General features: G+C 75.9%; 14 protein-coding genes. 4 read left to right on the top strand and 10 right to left on the bottom strand.

Going from position 1 to position 15191, the window contains the following annotated elements; genetic code table 11:
* Position 1: 1 nt before the first annotated feature.
* Complete coding sequence (locus ACIPRD_RS18010) at positions 2-307, bottom strand: 4a-hydroxytetrahydrobiopterin dehydratase (protein WP_356399383.1); 306 nt, start codon at positions 305-307, stop codon at positions 2-4.
* Positions 308-600: 293 nt separating this feature from the next.
* On the opposite strand from ACIPRD_RS18010, the gene ACIPRD_RS18005 reads away from it, so the two are divergent.
* Positions 601-1464 carry a helix-turn-helix transcriptional regulator gene (locus tag ACIPRD_RS18005; RefSeq protein ID WP_356399385.1) on the top strand — a complete coding sequence of 288 codons (864 nt, stop codon included), beginning with the start codon at positions 601-603 and terminating at the stop codon, positions 1462-1464.
* 75 nt (positions 1465-1539) lie between these two features.
* Here ACIPRD_RS18005 and ACIPRD_RS18000 read toward each other — a convergent pair whose 3' ends face one another.
* From ACIPRD_RS18000 to ACIPRD_RS17990, 3 genes are all read right to left on the bottom strand, one after another.
* Entirely contained in the window at positions 1540-1965 is a 426-nt protein-coding gene (locus ACIPRD_RS18000; RefSeq protein ID WP_356399387.1) for an OsmC family protein, read from the bottom strand.
* Positions 1966-2156: 191 nt separating this feature from the next.
* Complete coding sequence (locus ACIPRD_RS17995) at positions 2157-4253, bottom strand: phage holin family protein (RefSeq protein WP_401564063.1); 2097 nt, start codon at positions 4251-4253, stop codon at positions 2157-2159.
* Positions 4254-4604: 351 nt separating this feature from the next.
* Positions 4605-5036 carry a hypothetical protein gene (locus tag ACIPRD_RS17990; RefSeq protein ID WP_356399389.1) on the bottom strand — a complete coding sequence of 144 codons (432 nt, stop codon included), beginning with the start codon at positions 5034-5036 and terminating at the stop codon, positions 4605-4607.
* 87 nt (positions 5037-5123) lie between these two features.
* Here ACIPRD_RS17990 and ACIPRD_RS17985 point away from each other — a divergent pair, with 87 nt between their 5' ends.
* Positions 5124-5906, top strand: a complete 783-nt coding sequence (locus tag ACIPRD_RS17985) for an MBL fold metallo-hydrolase (RefSeq protein WP_401564060.1) — start codon at positions 5124-5126, stop codon at positions 5904-5906.
* Positions 5903-6547, top strand: coding sequence for a DedA family protein (locus ACIPRD_RS17980; RefSeq protein WP_401564057.1), 645 nt, complete (start codon positions 5903-5905; stop codon positions 6545-6547). Before ACIPRD_RS17985 ends, ACIPRD_RS17980 begins: the two co-directional genes overlap by 4 nt.
* Positions 6548-6757: 210 nt before the next feature.
* Here ACIPRD_RS17980 and ACIPRD_RS17975 read toward each other — a convergent pair whose 3' ends face one another.
* The 6 genes from ACIPRD_RS17975 to ACIPRD_RS17950 form a co-directional block, all read right to left on the bottom strand.
* The gene (locus ACIPRD_RS17975; protein ID WP_401564054.1) at positions 6758-8023 is read right to left on the bottom strand and encodes an MBL fold metallo-hydrolase; all 1266 of its coding nucleotides are present in this window, start codon (positions 8021-8023) and stop codon (positions 6758-6760) included.
* Positions 8020-9276 (bottom strand): aminotransferase class I/II-fold pyridoxal phosphate-dependent enzyme, encoded by a 1257-nt coding sequence (locus ACIPRD_RS17970; protein WP_401564052.1) that lies wholly within the window; start codon positions 9274-9276, stop codon positions 8020-8022. Before ACIPRD_RS17970 ends, ACIPRD_RS17975 begins: the two co-directional genes overlap by 4 nt.
* 230 nt (positions 9277-9506) lie before the next feature.
* Positions 9507-10520 (bottom strand): hypothetical protein, encoded by a 1014-nt coding sequence (locus ACIPRD_RS17965; protein WP_401564050.1) that lies wholly within the window; start codon positions 10518-10520, stop codon positions 9507-9509.
* A gap of 723 nt (positions 10521-11243) precedes the next feature.
* Positions 11244-11501, bottom strand: coding sequence for a DUF6158 family protein (locus tag ACIPRD_RS17960; RefSeq protein ID WP_356399401.1), 258 nt, complete (start codon positions 11499-11501; stop codon positions 11244-11246).
* Positions 11502-11598: 97 nt separating this feature from the next.
* The gene (locus ACIPRD_RS17955; RefSeq protein ID WP_356399403.1) at positions 11599-13218 is read right to left on the bottom strand and encodes an ATP-binding cassette domain-containing protein; all 1620 of its coding nucleotides are present in this window, start codon (positions 13216-13218) and stop codon (positions 11599-11601) included.
* A gap of 98 nt (positions 13219-13316) precedes the next feature.
* Positions 13317-13979 carry a histidine phosphatase family protein gene (locus ACIPRD_RS17950; RefSeq protein WP_356399405.1) on the bottom strand — a complete coding sequence of 221 codons (663 nt, stop codon included), beginning with the start codon at positions 13977-13979 and terminating at the stop codon, positions 13317-13319.
* 292 nt (positions 13980-14271) lie between these two features.
* Between ACIPRD_RS17950 and ACIPRD_RS17945 the strand changes: the two genes are divergently transcribed.
* Positions 14272-15093, top strand: a complete 822-nt coding sequence (locus ACIPRD_RS17945) for a class I SAM-dependent methyltransferase (protein WP_401564047.1) — start codon at positions 14272-14274, stop codon at positions 15091-15093.
* Positions 15094-15191 lie beyond the last annotated feature (98 nt).

Genomic DNA, 15191 nt, shown 5'->3' with positions numbered 1-15191 from the left:
GTCAGTGTGCCGTGCGGCCGGGCGCGATGTCCTCCACTCTGCGGGCGAGTTCGAAGTCCTTCTCGGTGACGGCGCCGCCCGCGCTGTGGGTGTGCACGGCGAGGGAGACGGTGTCGTACCCGAGGGTGAGGTCGGAGTGGTGGTCCAGCTCGTCCTGGATGCCGGCGATGCCCATCACCAGGGCCGCCGCGGCGAAGTGCGAGCCGAGCCGGTAGCTGCGGGTGAGGCGGTCTCCGTCCAGCGACCAGCCGGGCAGTCCGGCGAGCCGGTCCTCGATCTCCTTCTGCGACAGCGGTTCGACGGGCATGCCGGGTCTCCCTCCGTGACGGCGCCGGTCCGGACGCGCCGGATCGTGCGCGGGTCCGCGCGCCGGGGCGGCGGGCGGACGGTCCGCTTCCGTCCGGCGCGGGCGGCCGTGCCGGACGGGGACACGGCCAGCCTGCCACGTCCGGCCGCGCACCCGCCCGGTCCCGGTGCGCGGCGGGACGGCGTCGCCGTGCCGGAGGCCGGTGCGCTCCCCCGTCCTCGCGGACGTGTGTGCGGGAGGGCGGGTGCGTGGCACACTGCACGCGTACGTCGGCGCGTAGGGGAGGGCGTGGCGTGAGTGAGCGGCGGGCCGCGCCCACCGTGGGTCAGGTGGTGCTCGGCAAGCGGTTGCAGGAGCTGCGGGAGGCGGCGGGGCTCGGCCGTGACGAGGCGGCCCGGGTGCTCCGGGTGGCCTCGGCGACCGTACGGCGGATGGAGATGGCCGAGGTCGCGCTGAAGATCCCGTACGTCCAGATGCTGCTGTCCACGTACGGGGTGGCCGCCGAGGAGGCGGCCGCGTTCGTGCGGCTGGCCGAGGAGGCGAACCGGCCCGGCTGGTGGCAGCGGTTCCACGACGTGCTGCCGGACTGGTTCAGCCTGTACGTCAGCCTGGAGGGCGCCGCCCGGATCATCCGCTCCTACGAGCCGCACTTCGTGCCGGGACTGCTGCAGACCGAGGCCTACGCGCGGGCGGTGCTGGAGGCCGGGACGATAGGGCAGACCGGTCCGGACACGGTGGAGCGGCATGTGTCGCTGCGCATGGAACGGCAGCTGCTGCTGGAGCGGGACGATCCGCCGCACCTCTGGGTGATCATCGACGAGACCGTGCTGCGGCGTCCGGTGAGCTCCCGGCCCGAGGTGATGCGCGATCAGCTGGACCGGCTGCTGGAGTACGCCGAGCGCGACCGGGTCACCCTTCAGCTGGCCGAGTTCGCGGCCGGTCCGCATCCGGGCACGTACGCGCCGTTCACGCTGTTCCGGTTCGGCGAGCCGGAGCTGCCGGACATGGTGTTCACCGAGTACCTGACCGGAGCCCTCTATCTGGACTCCCGGCGCGAGGTCTCGGCGCATCTGGAGGTGCTGGACCACATGACGGCGCGCGCGGCGTCGGCGCGGCGCACCCAGAAGATCCTCCGGCAGTGCCGCGAGAGCCTGTGACCCTTGGCTTCCGTCCCGAGGACGCGGATGCCGCGCCCCGGAACGGGAGCGCGGCATCCCCGGCCGGTGCGGGTGTCAGACCAGTTCGGCGGTCAGGGTGATGTCGGTCCCCGTCAGGGCCTGGCTGACCGGGCAGTTCTTCTTCGCGTCCTCGGCGGCCGCGACGAAGGCGTCCTCGTCCAGGCCGGGCACCTCGCCGCGGACGGAGAGGTGGATGCCGGTGATGCCCTCGCCGGGCTGGAAGGTCACGTCGGCCCTGGTCTCCAGACGGGTGGGCGGCGTACCGGCTCCGGCGAGGCCGTGCGACAGCGCCATGGAGTAGCAGCTGGAGTGGGCGGCGGCGATCAGTTCCTCGGGGCTGGTCTTCCCGTTCGCCTGCTCGGCGCGCGACGGCCACGACACCGGCTGCTCGCCGATGCCGGAGGAGTCGAAGGCGACGACGCCGCTGCCCTTGAGCAGGTCGCCTTCCCAGACGGTGTGTGCGGTGCGCGTGGTGGCCACGGCTGTTCCTTTCGGGGGCGGTTGGGGCCGGGTTCCCGGTTCCGTCCCCCATCCGACCACATCCGGGTTCGCCGCACCGTGAAGACCGGCCCGCGCGGGGCGCCCGGACCCGGCGCGGGAGGTCGCGCGTAGGGGCGGACGCGCGTACGGACGGTCGCGTGTACGGGCGGTCGCGCGCGTGGGGTGGGAGGTCACGCCGCGCGCCGGCCGCCGTCCGTCTCCAGCGGGACCTGGGGGCCGTCGGACTCCCCCAGCCAGCGCCGCAGTACGTCGTGCACGTGCTCGGCGCCCACCGGTTCCGTCCCCTCCTCGGCCGGGGCGGACAGGGCGAGCGGGGAGAGCAGGAACGGCCGGGACTGGGCGCCGCCGAGACCGCCGTGCGAGCCGATCTGCTCCTCGAAGGCGTGGACTTCGCCGGCGGCGGGGTCGTACCGGGAGTTGACCATGATGTCCGCGGTGTGCGGGAAGGAGTGGGTGCGGCGGACGGCGTCGGCCGCACCGGGGCCGAACACCGCCAGCGGTCCCGGGCGCAGGTCCAGTTCGGCCAGCGGGATCTCGGTGCCGCACGGGCCGAGCACCACCCCGCCGTGCTCCTCGCTGCGCACCAGCAGGAAGCCGATGCCGGGGTGGTCGGCGAGGGTGGTGAGCAGCCTGGGGTGCCGGGCGTCGATCTCCTCCTTCGTCATGCGGTGGGGCACGTCGGGGAAGGAGACCAGGCCGAGGTTGCCGGAGGCCAGGACGACGGGCTCCGCGCCGGTGCCCGCCGGGTGCCGCGTGCCGTCCTCCTCGTCGGGCCGGCGCAGCGCGGCGCGGACGGCGGCGCGAGCCTCGGTGCCGCTGCCGCCGTCCTCGCGGTGTCCGGTGCCCGGCAGGGTCCGCCGGGCGCGGCGGGACAGCGGCAGGCCGCAGCCGGAGCGGACCAGGTCGGCGAGGGTGAGGCCGTGGCGGGCGCGGAAGGTCTCGCCGGGGCTCTGGCCGTGGTCGGAGAGGACCACCAGGCGGTAGGGGCGCGGGGCGTGTTCGGCGGCCTTCTCGATCAGGGCGAGCGAGCGGTCGAGGCGCCGCAGCACCTTCGCGGCGTCCGTGCTGTGCGGTCCCGAGTGGTGGGCGACCTCGTCGTAGGCGACCAGGTCGGCGTAGACGGCGGTGCGGCCGGCGAGCAGGTCGCCCATCACCGCGGCGACGACGACGTCCCGTTCGACGACGGTGGCGAAGGCGCGCACGAGGGGGTAGAGCCCGCCGCGGCTCACCCGGGGGCGCTGCTTCCCGGCCCGGGCGCGGAGCGACTGGCCGAGCTCGCGGCCCACCTCGGCGACGAAGGACAGGGCGGTGCGGACGGCGTTGGCGGGGTCGGAGAAGTAGGCGAAGTAGCCGGCGCGGGACCGGTTCTCCCGGCCGCGGCGGCGGGCCGCGATGGACAGGACGAGGGCCTGTTCGCCGGCGCCGCCGCTGAACAGGTTGCCGCGGCTGGCGCCGTCCACGGTGAGCAGTCCGCCGTCACCGGTGTGCGCGGTGGCCCGGCGCTGCAGTTCGGCCGCGCTGGTCGGCCGGTTGCAGACCATCACCTCGCCCCGGTCCTTCTCGTACCAGCGGAAGGCCGGCACGTCGAAGGTGCTGCCGTGCAGGATGCCGAGCTGGCTGGCGCCGGTCTGGCTGGACCAGTCGGTGCGCCAGGGGGTGAGGCGGTGGCTGGGCAGGCCGCCGCCGGCGGTCCCGAGCAGGCGGGCGACGGTCGGCATGAGTCCCTCGCGGACGGCGGCGGTGAGCACGTCGTGCCCGACGCCGTCGAGCTGGATGCAGACCAGGCCGGGGGTGGCCGGGCAGGGCGGGGTGGACCTGCGGCGGCGGTCGGCGAGGCGGAGCAGACGCCGTCGGTAGGCGTCGTCGTCGCGGACGGCGAGGGCGGCGCCGGTGGCCGAGGCGACGGCGGACATCGCGGCGGCGACGATGACGGCGGTCTCCGGGGCCGCCTCGCCGCGGCCCGAGGGGTTCAGGCGCAGGGCGAGCAGCAGCAGGGAGCCGTTGAGGAAGAAGACCAGCAGGCCGAGGACGAGCGCCGGGACGAGCAGCAGCAGCCGGACCAGCAGCGGCCACACCACGGCGGACAGGAGGCCGAAGGCGCCGGCGCCCAGCGCGGCGGTGACGCCGATGCGGGTCGCGCTGTCGCCGTCGGCGGACTGGAGCCGGAAGTCGGGCAGCAGACCGGCGAGCACGAGCATGGTGAGCGTGGACACGGCCCACACCGTGACGCTCCGTCCGATCTGACCGGCCACCCGCCGCCACCGCAACGCTTCTCCACCTCGCGTTCCGGCCCGCACCCGCGGGCCCCGCTCCACCTTGTCATACCGGACCGCGGAGTCTTCCGGTCCGGTATGTCCGGCCACCGGTCAGGGGTGTCGGGGCGGCACGGGAAGGGAGACCGGGGCGTCGGGGCGGGACGGGAAGAGGGTTCGGGGCCGGACCGACAAGGGGCCGGGGCCGGACGGGCAGGGGATCCGGAACGGGACGGACAGGGGGTCGGAGCGAGAGGGTAGGGGGCCGGGGGCCGGGGCGCGAGAAGGCAGGGGGCCGGGGCCGGTTGTCGCGGGGCGGCGGCAGCGGGGCGTGCGTCCGTGCGCCGGTGTGCGCCCGGAACCGGGTCAGCGGCCGTCGTACCCGGCGGTCGGCATCGACAGCCTGCGATGCACCTGGGCCTTCATCTGCGCGTCGTACGACGGTTCGGCGCGCCCCACCGTCTCGACCCGCACCCCGCGCCGCGCGCACTCGGCGGTGAACTCCTCCACCGAGGACAGGGCGCGCTCCAGCACGCGGCGGCTGGGGGCGACGAACACGTCGACGCCGGGGCGGACGCCGTCCCACAGGGCGCTGTGATCGAAGCGCAGGCCGCCGACGAGGAGTTCACGGGCCACGACGTAGCCCCGCTCGGCCGCCCAGTGGGCGCACATGGCGTGCTGGCTGCGGGAGTCCACCAGGAAGGGGTCGGACTCCAGCTCCTCCAGGGGGGTCAGGCTCGCGATGGCGGTGACCCGCACCGGCACGCGTCCGCCGAAGGCACCGCGTCGCTTTCCCATGGCGTCCCCCCATCACCTCCGGGTTTCGCCGCCGACCCTACTCCTGCCCGTACCCTTCGGGGGAGTCGCACGAAGGAGGCACGGAAGGTGCCGGTGGAGATCACCTGGTGGGGTCACGCCACCTGTACGATCGTCGATTCGGACATGCGCGTGCTCACCGACCCGCTGTTCGCGCTCAGGCTGGCGCATCTGCGGCGGCGCCGGGGCGCCCTGCCGCCCGCCGGGGCCCGCCGCGCGGATCTGGCGCTCGTCTCGCACCTGCACGCCGACCATCTGCATCTGCCCTCGCTGGCCGCCCTCGCCCCGGGCACACGCCTGCTCGTGCCCCGGGGCGCACCCCGGGCGGTACCGGGGCTGCGCCGGCTGGCGGCCCTGCGCCGGCTGCGGGTGACCGAGGTGGCGCCGGGGGACGAGGTGCGCGTCGGGGAACTGCGGGTGCGCGCGGTGTCCGCGCGGCACGACGGACGGCGGCTGCCGCTGGGACCGCGCCGCTCCCCCGCGCTCGGGTACGTCGTCGAGGGCGAGGCGCGGACCTACTTCGCCGGGGACACCGGCCTGTTCGAGTCGATGGCGCGGGAGGTCGGGCCGGTGGAGGTGGCGCTGCTGCCGGTGGGGGGCTGGGGGCCGTACCTCGGCGAGGGGCATCTGGACGCGGGGCGGGCGGCGCGTGCCCTGGCCCGGCTGGCGCCGCGCGGCGCGGTCCCGGTGCACTACGGGACGTACTGGCCGATCGGCATGGACGCGGTGCGCCCGCACGAGTTCCACGCCCCGGGCGACGAGTTCGCCCGCCTGGCCGCCGTCGCCGCTCCGCAGGTGGCGGTGCACCGGCTGGGGCACGGGGAGAGCGTACGGCTGGAGGGCGCGCGGTGAGATGGCTGCCGGGTGCCGTGACGCTCGCCGCGGCGTCGGCGCGGAGTGTTCCGCCGGAGTCGACGCAGCAGGCGCTGGGTTATCCCTCGCTGTTCCTGCTGGTGCTGATCGGGGCGCTGGTGCCGGTGGTGCCGACCGGGGCGCTGGTGAGTTCGGCGGCCGTGGTGGCGTTCCATCAGACGGCGCCGTTCTCCATGGCCCTGGTGCTCGTGACCGCGTCCCTGGCCGCCTTCCTGGGCGACGCCGCGCTGTACTGGCTGGGGTGGCGCGGGATGCGGTCGCGGGGCGGATCGCGCTGGCTGGAGGCGATACGGTCACGGGCTCCCGAGGAGCGGCTCGCGGCGGCGCAGGAGCGGCTGGCCGGGCACGGGGTGGCGGTGCTGGTGCTGTCCCGGCTCATACCCGCGGGGCGTGTCCCGGTGATGCTGGCGTGCCTGATGGCCGGCTGGCCGCTCGGCCGCTTCGCCCGCGGCAACCTTCCCGCGTGCCTGGCGTGGGCGGTGACGTACCAGTTGATAGGGATCCTGGGCGGGTCGCTGTTCCGTGAGCCGTGGGAGGGGGTGGCGGCGGCCGTCGCGCTGACCGTGCTGGCCGGCGCGATACCGGGTGCCGTACGACGGCTGCGGGGCGCTGCGCGGTAGCGGGGGCCGTGCGGGGGCGGGCCCACGCGGGGCGGGCGCCGGGCAAGGGCGGCGCCGCGCGGGAGCGAGCGCCGGGCAAAGGTGGGCGCCGCGCGGAAGCAGGCGCTGTGCCGGGGCGGGCGCAGTGCTGGGGCAGGCGCCGTGCCGGGGCGGGCGCTGTGGCCGCGCGTCTCCTCCGCCGCAGCGCGCACCTGGCCGCCGGCGCCGCCGCTACACGCGTTCCTCCTCGCGCCGCAGGACGCGCGAGCCGCCGACCGGCAGGTCCCACAGGTCCTCCGGGGCGAGCCCCGCCTTCTCCCAGGCCGCCCGCACCCGGGTGAGCGGCTCCAGGACCGGCTCGGCCGACAGGACGAAGGTGCCCCAGTGCATGGGGGCCATCCGCCGCGCCCCCACGTCCCGCGCGGCCCGTACGGCCTCCTCCGGGTCGCAGTGGACGTCTCTGAGCCACCAGCGGGGGTCGTAGGCGCCGATGGGCATGAGGGCCAGGTCGATGCCGGGGTAGCGGCGGCCGATGCGGGAGAACCAGTGGCCGTAGCCGGTGTCCCCGGCGAAATAGAGGCGCTGTCCGCCGGACGCCGTCAGCACCCAGCCGCCCCACAGGCTGCGGCAGGTGTCGATGAGGGTGCGCTTGGACCAGTGGTGGGCGGGCACGAAGTCGAAGCGGACGCCGGAGAGTTCGGCCGCCTCCCACCAGTCGAGCTCGGTGACGCAGGTGAACCGGCGCCGCCGGAACCAGCGTCCGAGGCCGGCCGGGACGAACACCGGTGTGGCGCGCGGCAGCCGCCGCAGGGTGGGGGCGTCGAGGTGGTCGTAGTGGTTGTGGCTGATGACGACCGCGTCGACCGGCGGCAGACAGTCCCAGGCGACCCCGACGGGCGTGATGCGGGCCGGGGTTCCGAGGATGCGGCGGGACCAGACGGGGTCGGTGAGCACGGTCAGGCCGCCGATCCGGACCACCCAGCTGGCGTGTCCCGCCCACGTGACGGCGAGGTTGCCGGGGTCCGTGCAGGGCAGCGGGCCCGGTTCGTAGGGGAGTTGGGGGATGTCGGCCGCGCTGTCGGGTCCGGGGCGCACGGCTCCCTCGCGGGCGAAGCGAGCGAGGGCCTTGAGACCGGGCAGGGGTGCGGTGAGCCGGTCGTGGAACGGCCGTGCCCACACCCGGCGTTCACCGAGCGCACGGGGCTCCGCCAGCGGCGGGAAGGGCGGCGCGGGGGCGGCCGGGACGGGGGTCGTGGCCGGGACGGGGGTCGTGGCCTGGGTGACGGTCGCGGCCGGGGTGGCGGGAAGGTCGGGGACGGTCGAAGTGGCCCGGAAGGGCGGCGCGTTCGGGGCGGGAGAGGTGTCCGGCACGGTCGGTGCGGTCGGCGGGGCCGTTCGGGCCGGTGTGCTCGCGCCGCCCGTGAGGGCCGGGGCGGACGCGGCGGAGGTCGGGGCGGACGTGGCGGTGGATCCTGGCTCATGCGTCTGCTGCGTCATCGAGGCGGCTCCCATCGCTGAGCGTCGTCGCGGAGATCACCGAAGACCGATCTCAAGGAGGTCAACGCACGGTGCACGTGTGGCAGTTCCAACGGTTCCGGTGAGCCGAGGCATTCCGCGCGCTCCTCGTCGGTGCCGTCCAGCAGCGGCCCGGTGCCGAGCCGTACGCGCAGCGCGCCCAGGTGGTCGCCGAAGCGGTGACCGCCCGGTGCGGGCATGCCGAGCCGGGCGGTGAGGAAGTCCTCCAGTTCCTGGGCGTCCGTGACGCCGTGCTCGCCGAGCGCCTCGCGCAGCGGGCCCAGATCGGCGTAGACGTGGCGGCCGGCCCGCGGGGGACGGGCGAGCGCGCCGGAGCCGACGACCGCGGAGTGGACGGCGGCGGCCAGAGCCGCGTGCAGGCGTACGGCGGCCTCGCGGCGGGCGGTGACGGGCGCGGGTTCGTCGAGCGCGTACCGGGCCGCCGCGGCGACCGGCGTGGCGAGGCGTGCGCCGAGCGCGGTGAGGACGTCGAGCACGCGCGCGTGGACGCGCCCGCCCGCCTCGCCCGGGGGGAAGCGGGCCACGGCCGCGGGCCAGCCCGCCGGGAGCAGGGCACCGGCGAGGTCGGTGACGACGGTGACCCGGTCGGGCAGCATCTCGGCCGGGCTGAGCAGCACGCCCCGGCGGGGGTCGTGGACGGTGTCGCGCCAGGTCTCGTCGCTGATCAGGTGCAGGCCCTCGGCGGTCGCGGCCTCCACGGTCTCGTGCAGCAGTTCCGGGGACGCGACGCCCGCGGTCGGATCGTCCGCGACGGAGAGCACCAGCACGCGGGGGTCGCCGCCCTCGGCACGGACCCGGCGCACGGTCTCCAGCAGCGCGTACGGATCGGGGACGCCCCCGCTCTCCGCCGGGGTGGCCACATGGAAGACGGGTCTGCCCAGCAGTCGGGCACAGGGCTCCCACCAGGGGGCGCACGGACGGGGCACGAGCACGTCGCCGCCGTCCCCGGCGAGGGCCGCGGCCAGGGCGAGCAGCAGGGGCGGGCTGCCCGGGGCGGCGGTGACCCGGTCCGGGACGCAGGAGAGGCCGCGCCGGGTCCAGTAGCCGCAGGCCGCCTCCAGCAGGGCGGGTGCCCCGCCGACGGGCTGGGCGTCGGCACGGCTCGCGGCGGCGGCGACGAGCGCGGCGAGTTCCGGGAGGACGGGCAGCCCGTCGGACGGCAGGGGCGGTCCGTAGCGGACGGGGCCGTGGTCCCCCGGGTCCGTCCGCCGCATGTCCGCCTCCAGGCAGTCCGTGTGCCGTGTGCCGTTCCGTCCGGGCCGCCGACGGGTCGGCGGGGCCGTGCGCCCGTCCTGCCGACGGTTCCGCGGGGCCGCGCTCCCGTCCCGCCGATGGCGTCGCGGGGTCGTTCTCCCTTCCCGCCGGTGGGTTCGCGCGGCCGTTCTCCCGTCCCGCCGGTGGTCGTGGTCCGCGGCCCGTACGGTCACGGTCACGGACCCGCGCTTCAGGCGCCCGCCGGGCGCCTGCGGCCGTAGAGCCGGTACGCCGCGCCTCCGCCCGCGACGGCGATCAGCAGCCCTCCTGCGGCCAGCGCGGGAACCGAGTCGCTGAACGTGCCGCCCGCCCCGGCCTCCACCCCGTGCTGGACGCCGGCGGGTACGCAGTCGGAGTCCTCACTCTGCTCGCGGCAGCCGTCCTCGGCGGCGCAGGAGGCGTCCTTGGACTTCGCGCAGCCGGGTTCGTCGCCCTGGCCCGCGCCCTGCCCTCGGCCCTCACCTTGCTCCTGGCCCTGACCTTGACCCTGACCTTGGCCCTGGCCCTGTTGGCGGCCGGGCTGACGGCCTTCCCCCTGGCCCTGCCCCTGGCCGTCCTCGGTCCCCTGCTCCTGCCCCGGCTTCACGCCCTGACCCTGTTTCTCGCCCTGGCCCGGCTTCTGGCCCTGCCCCGTCGACAGCCCGTCGCCCGGCAGCAGGCCCTGGTCCGGCAGCAGGCCCTGGTCCGGCGCCTGACCCTCGCCCGGCACCTGCCCGTCGCCCGGCACCTGGCCCAGGCCCGGCACCCCGTCCTGGTCCGGCACGCAGCCGGCCACGTCCGCACAGGAGCCGTCGGTGTCCGCGCCCGGAACCCCGGACGCCGTGCTCCGGCCGTCGGTCCGCGTGCCCGCGCCTGTGCCCATGCCCATGCCAGTGCCGGAGCCGCAGGCGCCTCCGCCCGGCGAGGTACCGGTCGCGCCGTCCGCCGCCGGAACACGCGGCGCGTCGGCACCGGAGCGCTCGGCCGGGTCCGCGCGGACGCGGGCGGAAGCCCTTGAGACGCCGTCGTCCACGCCGGGTGCCGGAACCGCGGCTCCGGCCGGCTCGTCGCAGGCCGCGGGGGCAGCGGAGGCGGCGGGTGTGGGCCGGAGGGAGCCACGGGCGGCGCCGGTGTCGCGGCTCGCGGACACGGCGGGTCCCGACAGGACGAGCGCGGCCGCACCGGCCAGGGCGGTCACGGACAGAGCACGGGCGGTGCGGCGCATGGAACGGGCTCCTCGGCAGGACGGCGGTCGGTGACGGGCACCGGCCACGGCCCTCGGTCGAGGAACAGCGGTCGGCTGCCGGCCATCGCGCGGCGGTCGCCGGCGGACGCGCGGTCGGCCGGCGGTGGTCGGTACACCTCGGGACACGGATCTCGTGTCCTCTCCGCCATCAGAGCCCGCCGGGGGCCGTGACGCTCGCGGCCGGACCCCATTCGCGGGACACGGACGCCCTGACGGGTGACCCCGGCCCGGCACTCGCCCGCCCCCCTCCCCTACCCAGCACCCAGCACCCAGCACCCAGCACCCAGCACCCGCCGCAACGCACCCCCGTGCCCCCTGCACCCGACGCCCCGTGCTCCGCACCCCAGCCTCGCCCGCCGGTCCGGACCGCGACGCACGCCGCCCCGCGCACGCGTCGCACGAGCACACATTGCACGGCCGCCCCGTGCCACGCGTGGCACGGCCTTCTCGCGCACGCGTCGCACGGCCGCCGCAGGCCCGTGGGGGCGTGCGGCGGCCGTGCTCGCGTCAGGCGGGTACCTCTCGGGTCACCGTGGATCGGGGCTCCGTGGATCGGGGCTCCGTGGCCCGGGTCTCCGTGGCCCGGGTCTCCGTGGCCCGGGTCTCCGTGGCTCGCGGCCCGTGGCCCGGACCGGGCTCGGGCCACGGGCCGCGAGCCCGCGAGGATCGGAGGGACAGCCCCTGGGCCTCCCGGAGGCCGCCTCAGGCGGAGGCGCCGTCCGGGGTCGCCGCCTCGCCGCAGCCGCGTTCCCGGGCGCCCTCGCGGGTGCGGCCCGCGCTGACCAGGCGGCGCGGGTTGCGGCGCAGGTATTCGCCCTCCAGCTGGGCCATGCGCTCGTTGTGGGCACGGAGCGCGTCGTTCGAGCCGTACAGGAGGGTGTCGTGGCGCGTACGGTGGATCGTCTCCAGCTCCCGCATGAGCTGCTGGTCGTCCAGTCGGTCGGGATCGACTCCGGTCATGGTGGTGCCCCGCTCGTCGAGTGCGTTCCTGCCTCCACTGTACGAAGATCCCGCTCCCCGGGCCTCCGCGCGGCGACAGGGCCGCTGAGCTGCGGATCTAGCGAGCCCGCTGCACCCGGCGTTCGTCCCAGACGGGCTCCGGGGTCTCCCGCAGGCGGCCGTCGGTGCCGAAGACCAGGAAGCGGTCGAAGGAGCGGGCGAACCAGCGGTCGTGGGTGACCGCGAGCACCGTTCCCTCGAAGGCCTCCAGCCCCTCCTGGAGGGCTTCCGCGGACTCCAGGTCGAGGTTGTCGGTCGGCTCGTCGAGCAGCAGAGCGGTGGCTCCGGCCAGTTCGAGCAGCAGGATCTGGAAACGGGCCTGCTGTCCGCCGGAGAGCCGGTCGAAGGACTGCTCGGCCTGGCCGGTGAGTTCGTAGCGGCGCAGCCGGGACATGGCCGCGCCCCGGTCCTGGGCGTGCTCCTTCCAGAGGATGTCGAGCAGGCTGCGGCCGCGCAGTTCGGGGTGGGCGTGGGTCTGCGCGAAGTGGCCCGGCACGACCCGCGCGCCGAGCTTGAACTCACCCGTGTGCGCGACGTCCTCGCCGGCGAGCAGGCGGAGGAAGTGGGACTTGCCGGAGCCGTTGGAGCCGAGGACGGCGACCCGTTCGCCGTAGAAGACCTCCAGGTCGAAGGGCTTCATCAGGCCGGTCAGTTCGAGTCCCGCGCAGGTGACGGCCCGTACGCCGGTACGGCCGCCCTTCAGGCGCATCGTGATGTCCTGCTCGCGCGGCGGCTCGGGCGGCGGCCCGGCCTCCTCGAACTTGCGCAGCCGGGTCTGGGCGGCCGAGTACCGCGAGGCCATCTCGTGGCTGACGGCGGCGGCCTGACGGAGCGTCAGCACGAGCTTCTTGAGCTGGGCGTGCTTCTCGTCCCAGCGGCGGCGCAACTCCTCGAAACGGGCGAAGCGTTCGCGGCGCGCCTCGTGATAGGTGTCGAAGCCGCCGCCGTGCACCCAGGCGTCGGCGCCCGCGGGGCCGGGCTCGACGGAGACGAGCTTCTCTGCCGCGCGGGCGAGGAGTTCACGGTCGTGGGAGACGAACAGGACCGTCTTGCGGGTCTCCTTGAGCTGCTCCTCGAGCCAGCGCTTGCCGGGCACGTCGAGGTAGTTGTCCGGCTCGTCGAGCAGGAGCACCTCGTCGGTGCCGCGCAGCAGCGCCTCCAGCACGAGCCGTTTCTGCTCGCCGCCGGAGAGGGTGCTCGCCTGCCGCCACTGGGCCTGCTCGTAGGGCACGCCGAGGGCGGCGGTGGTGCACATGTCCCACAGGGTCTCGGACTCCCAGCCGCGCACCTCGGCCCAGTCGGAGAGGGCCTGGGCGTAGGCGAGCTGGGCGGCCTCGTCGTCGACGGTCATGATGGCGTGCTCGGCGGCGTCGACCGCCTCGGCGGCCTTGCGGATGTGGGGCGGGGCGACGGAGACCAGCAGGTCGCGCACGGTCGACCCGTCCCGGACGGAGCCCACGAACTGGCGCATGACGCCGAGGCCGCCGCCGACGGTGACCGTGCCGCCGTGCGGCTTCAGCTCGCCGGAGATCAGCCGCAGCAGGGTCGTCTTGCCCGCGCCGTTCGGGCCGACCAGCGCCACGACGGCGCCTTCGCCGACCCGGAAGGACACGTCGCCGAGCAGCGTCCTGCCGTCGGGGAGGTGGTACTCGAGATGCGCGGCTTCCAGGTGTCCCATGAGGACGCATTCTGTGCGGCGTGCCCGACCTGGGGCAAACCGTTATGGAACCGGGCCCGCTGCCGCGCCCTCGCCCGCCCTGCCCTGGACGGGCGCTCTCACGGCCGGTCGGCCGCCCGCACCGGCTCCCCGGCGGGCCCGCCCTCCCCCGCCGGTACGACGGTGGCGCCCGCCCAGGTCAGGACCTGGAAGCCGGTGGCCGGGGAGCCCTCCAGGACCACCACGCCGGTGTTCTCCAGCGGGTGGGCGGCGACGTGGGCCACGTCGATGTTGCGGGCGCGGGCGGCGGTCCAGACGCGGATCGCGGCACCGTGGCTGATCATCGCGACGGTGCCGGCGCCGCTCGCGGCGGCCTCGGCGATCACGGCGTCGTACCGGGCCAGGGCCTCCTCCCCGCTCTCCCCGCCGGGGACGCGCTTCCCGGTCTCCCCGGCCGCCCAGGCGAAGACGGTGCGCAGGTAGCGCTCGCCGTCCGGGGTGTCGCCGCGCCGCATCTCCAGGTCGCCCGCGGAGAGCTCGCGGAGGCCGTCCCGGACCAGGACGTCGAGACCGCGCGCGGCGGCCAGCGGGGCGGCGGTGAGGCGGGCGCGCAGGAGGGGTGAGGCGTAGAGGGCGTGGATGTCCTCGTGGGCGAGGGCCGCTGGCAGGGCATCGGCCTGCCGCCGGCCGAGCGGGGTGAGGCCGGGGCCGGGCACCGCGGTGTCCAGCAGCCCGTCCACGTTGGACGGCGTCTGGCCGTGGCGTACGAGCAGCAGGCGCATCGGGCTCCTCCCGCGTCGGTCGGGCCGCCGGCGCCCCCGGGGCCGTGGAGGACCGGCGATTCAGCGTAACCGCACCCGCCCGGACGGGGCCTTTGGGCGGCGTCGGGGCCGCTCCGCCTCCGCGCCCTGCGGTCGTGACCCCGCGCACGCATCATCTGACTCTCCATCAGTCCACATGGCAGAACGGCGGTCTCGCGATACGACACGAGGGCGTAGCGTCGGCCGTACCGCCGGACGCGGCCCTCATCGGCCGGGCGTCCGGCACGCCGACGAGGTGCGAAGGGGCACAGCCATGTCGAAAGCGCGGGAGACGGCCGTCTACACGCACGGGCACCACGAGTCGGTGCTGCGTTCGCACACCTGGCGGACCGCGGCCAACTCCGCCGCCTATCTGCTCGGTTCGCTGAGGCCCCACATGAAGATCCTGGACATCGGGTGCGGTCCGGGCACGATCACCGCCGACCTCGCGGAACTGGTGCCCGAGGGCCACGTCACCGGCGTCGATCACGCCCCGGGCATTCTGGAGCGGGCCCGGGAGACCGCCGCCGCACGCGGGCTGGCCAACGTCGGCTTCGAGGTCGCGGACGTCCACGCGCTGGACTTCCCGGACGACACGTTCTGCGTGGTCCACGCCCACCAGGTGCTCCAGCACGTAGGCGACCCCGTGCAGGCCCTGCGCGAGATGCGCCGGGTGACGAAGCCCGGCGGCTACGTCGCGGTGCGCGACGCGGACTACGGGGCGATGACCTGGTATCCGGCGGTGCCGGGCCTGGACGACTGGCTGGCGCTGTACGAGCGGGTCGCCCGCGCCAACGGCGGCGAGCCGGACGCGGGGCGCCGGCTGAAGGCGTGGGCCCTGGAGGCCGGCCTGACGGACGTGACCGCCGGCTCGGGCACCTGGACGTTCTCCACCGCCGGGGAGCGGGACTGGTGGAGCGGGCTGTGGGCGGACCGTACCCTCGCCTCCGCGTACGCCGACCGCGCCATGGAGTCGGGGCACGCCACGCCCGACGGCCTGCGCGCGGTGTCCGAGGCATGGCGGGAGTGGGGGCGCCACGAGGACGGCTGGTTCACGGTCCTGCACGGGGAGATCCTGTGCCGCAAGGATTCCTGACCGGGGGCGGGGGCGTGCGCCCGGTCGCGGCGCTCCCGCGAGCCGAGGCCCTGTGCGTGGGGGCCCTCAGCGCGACGGTCCGGCGCGCGGCGGTCGTC

Source organism: Streptomyces sp. NPDC090108, from assembly GCF_044747185.1.
Classification (GTDB): domain Bacteria; phylum Actinomycetota; class Actinomycetes; order Streptomycetales; family Streptomycetaceae; genus Streptomyces.
Note: the sequence above shows the minus strand (reverse complement) of the source record. Positions and strands in the feature narration are given on the sequence as shown.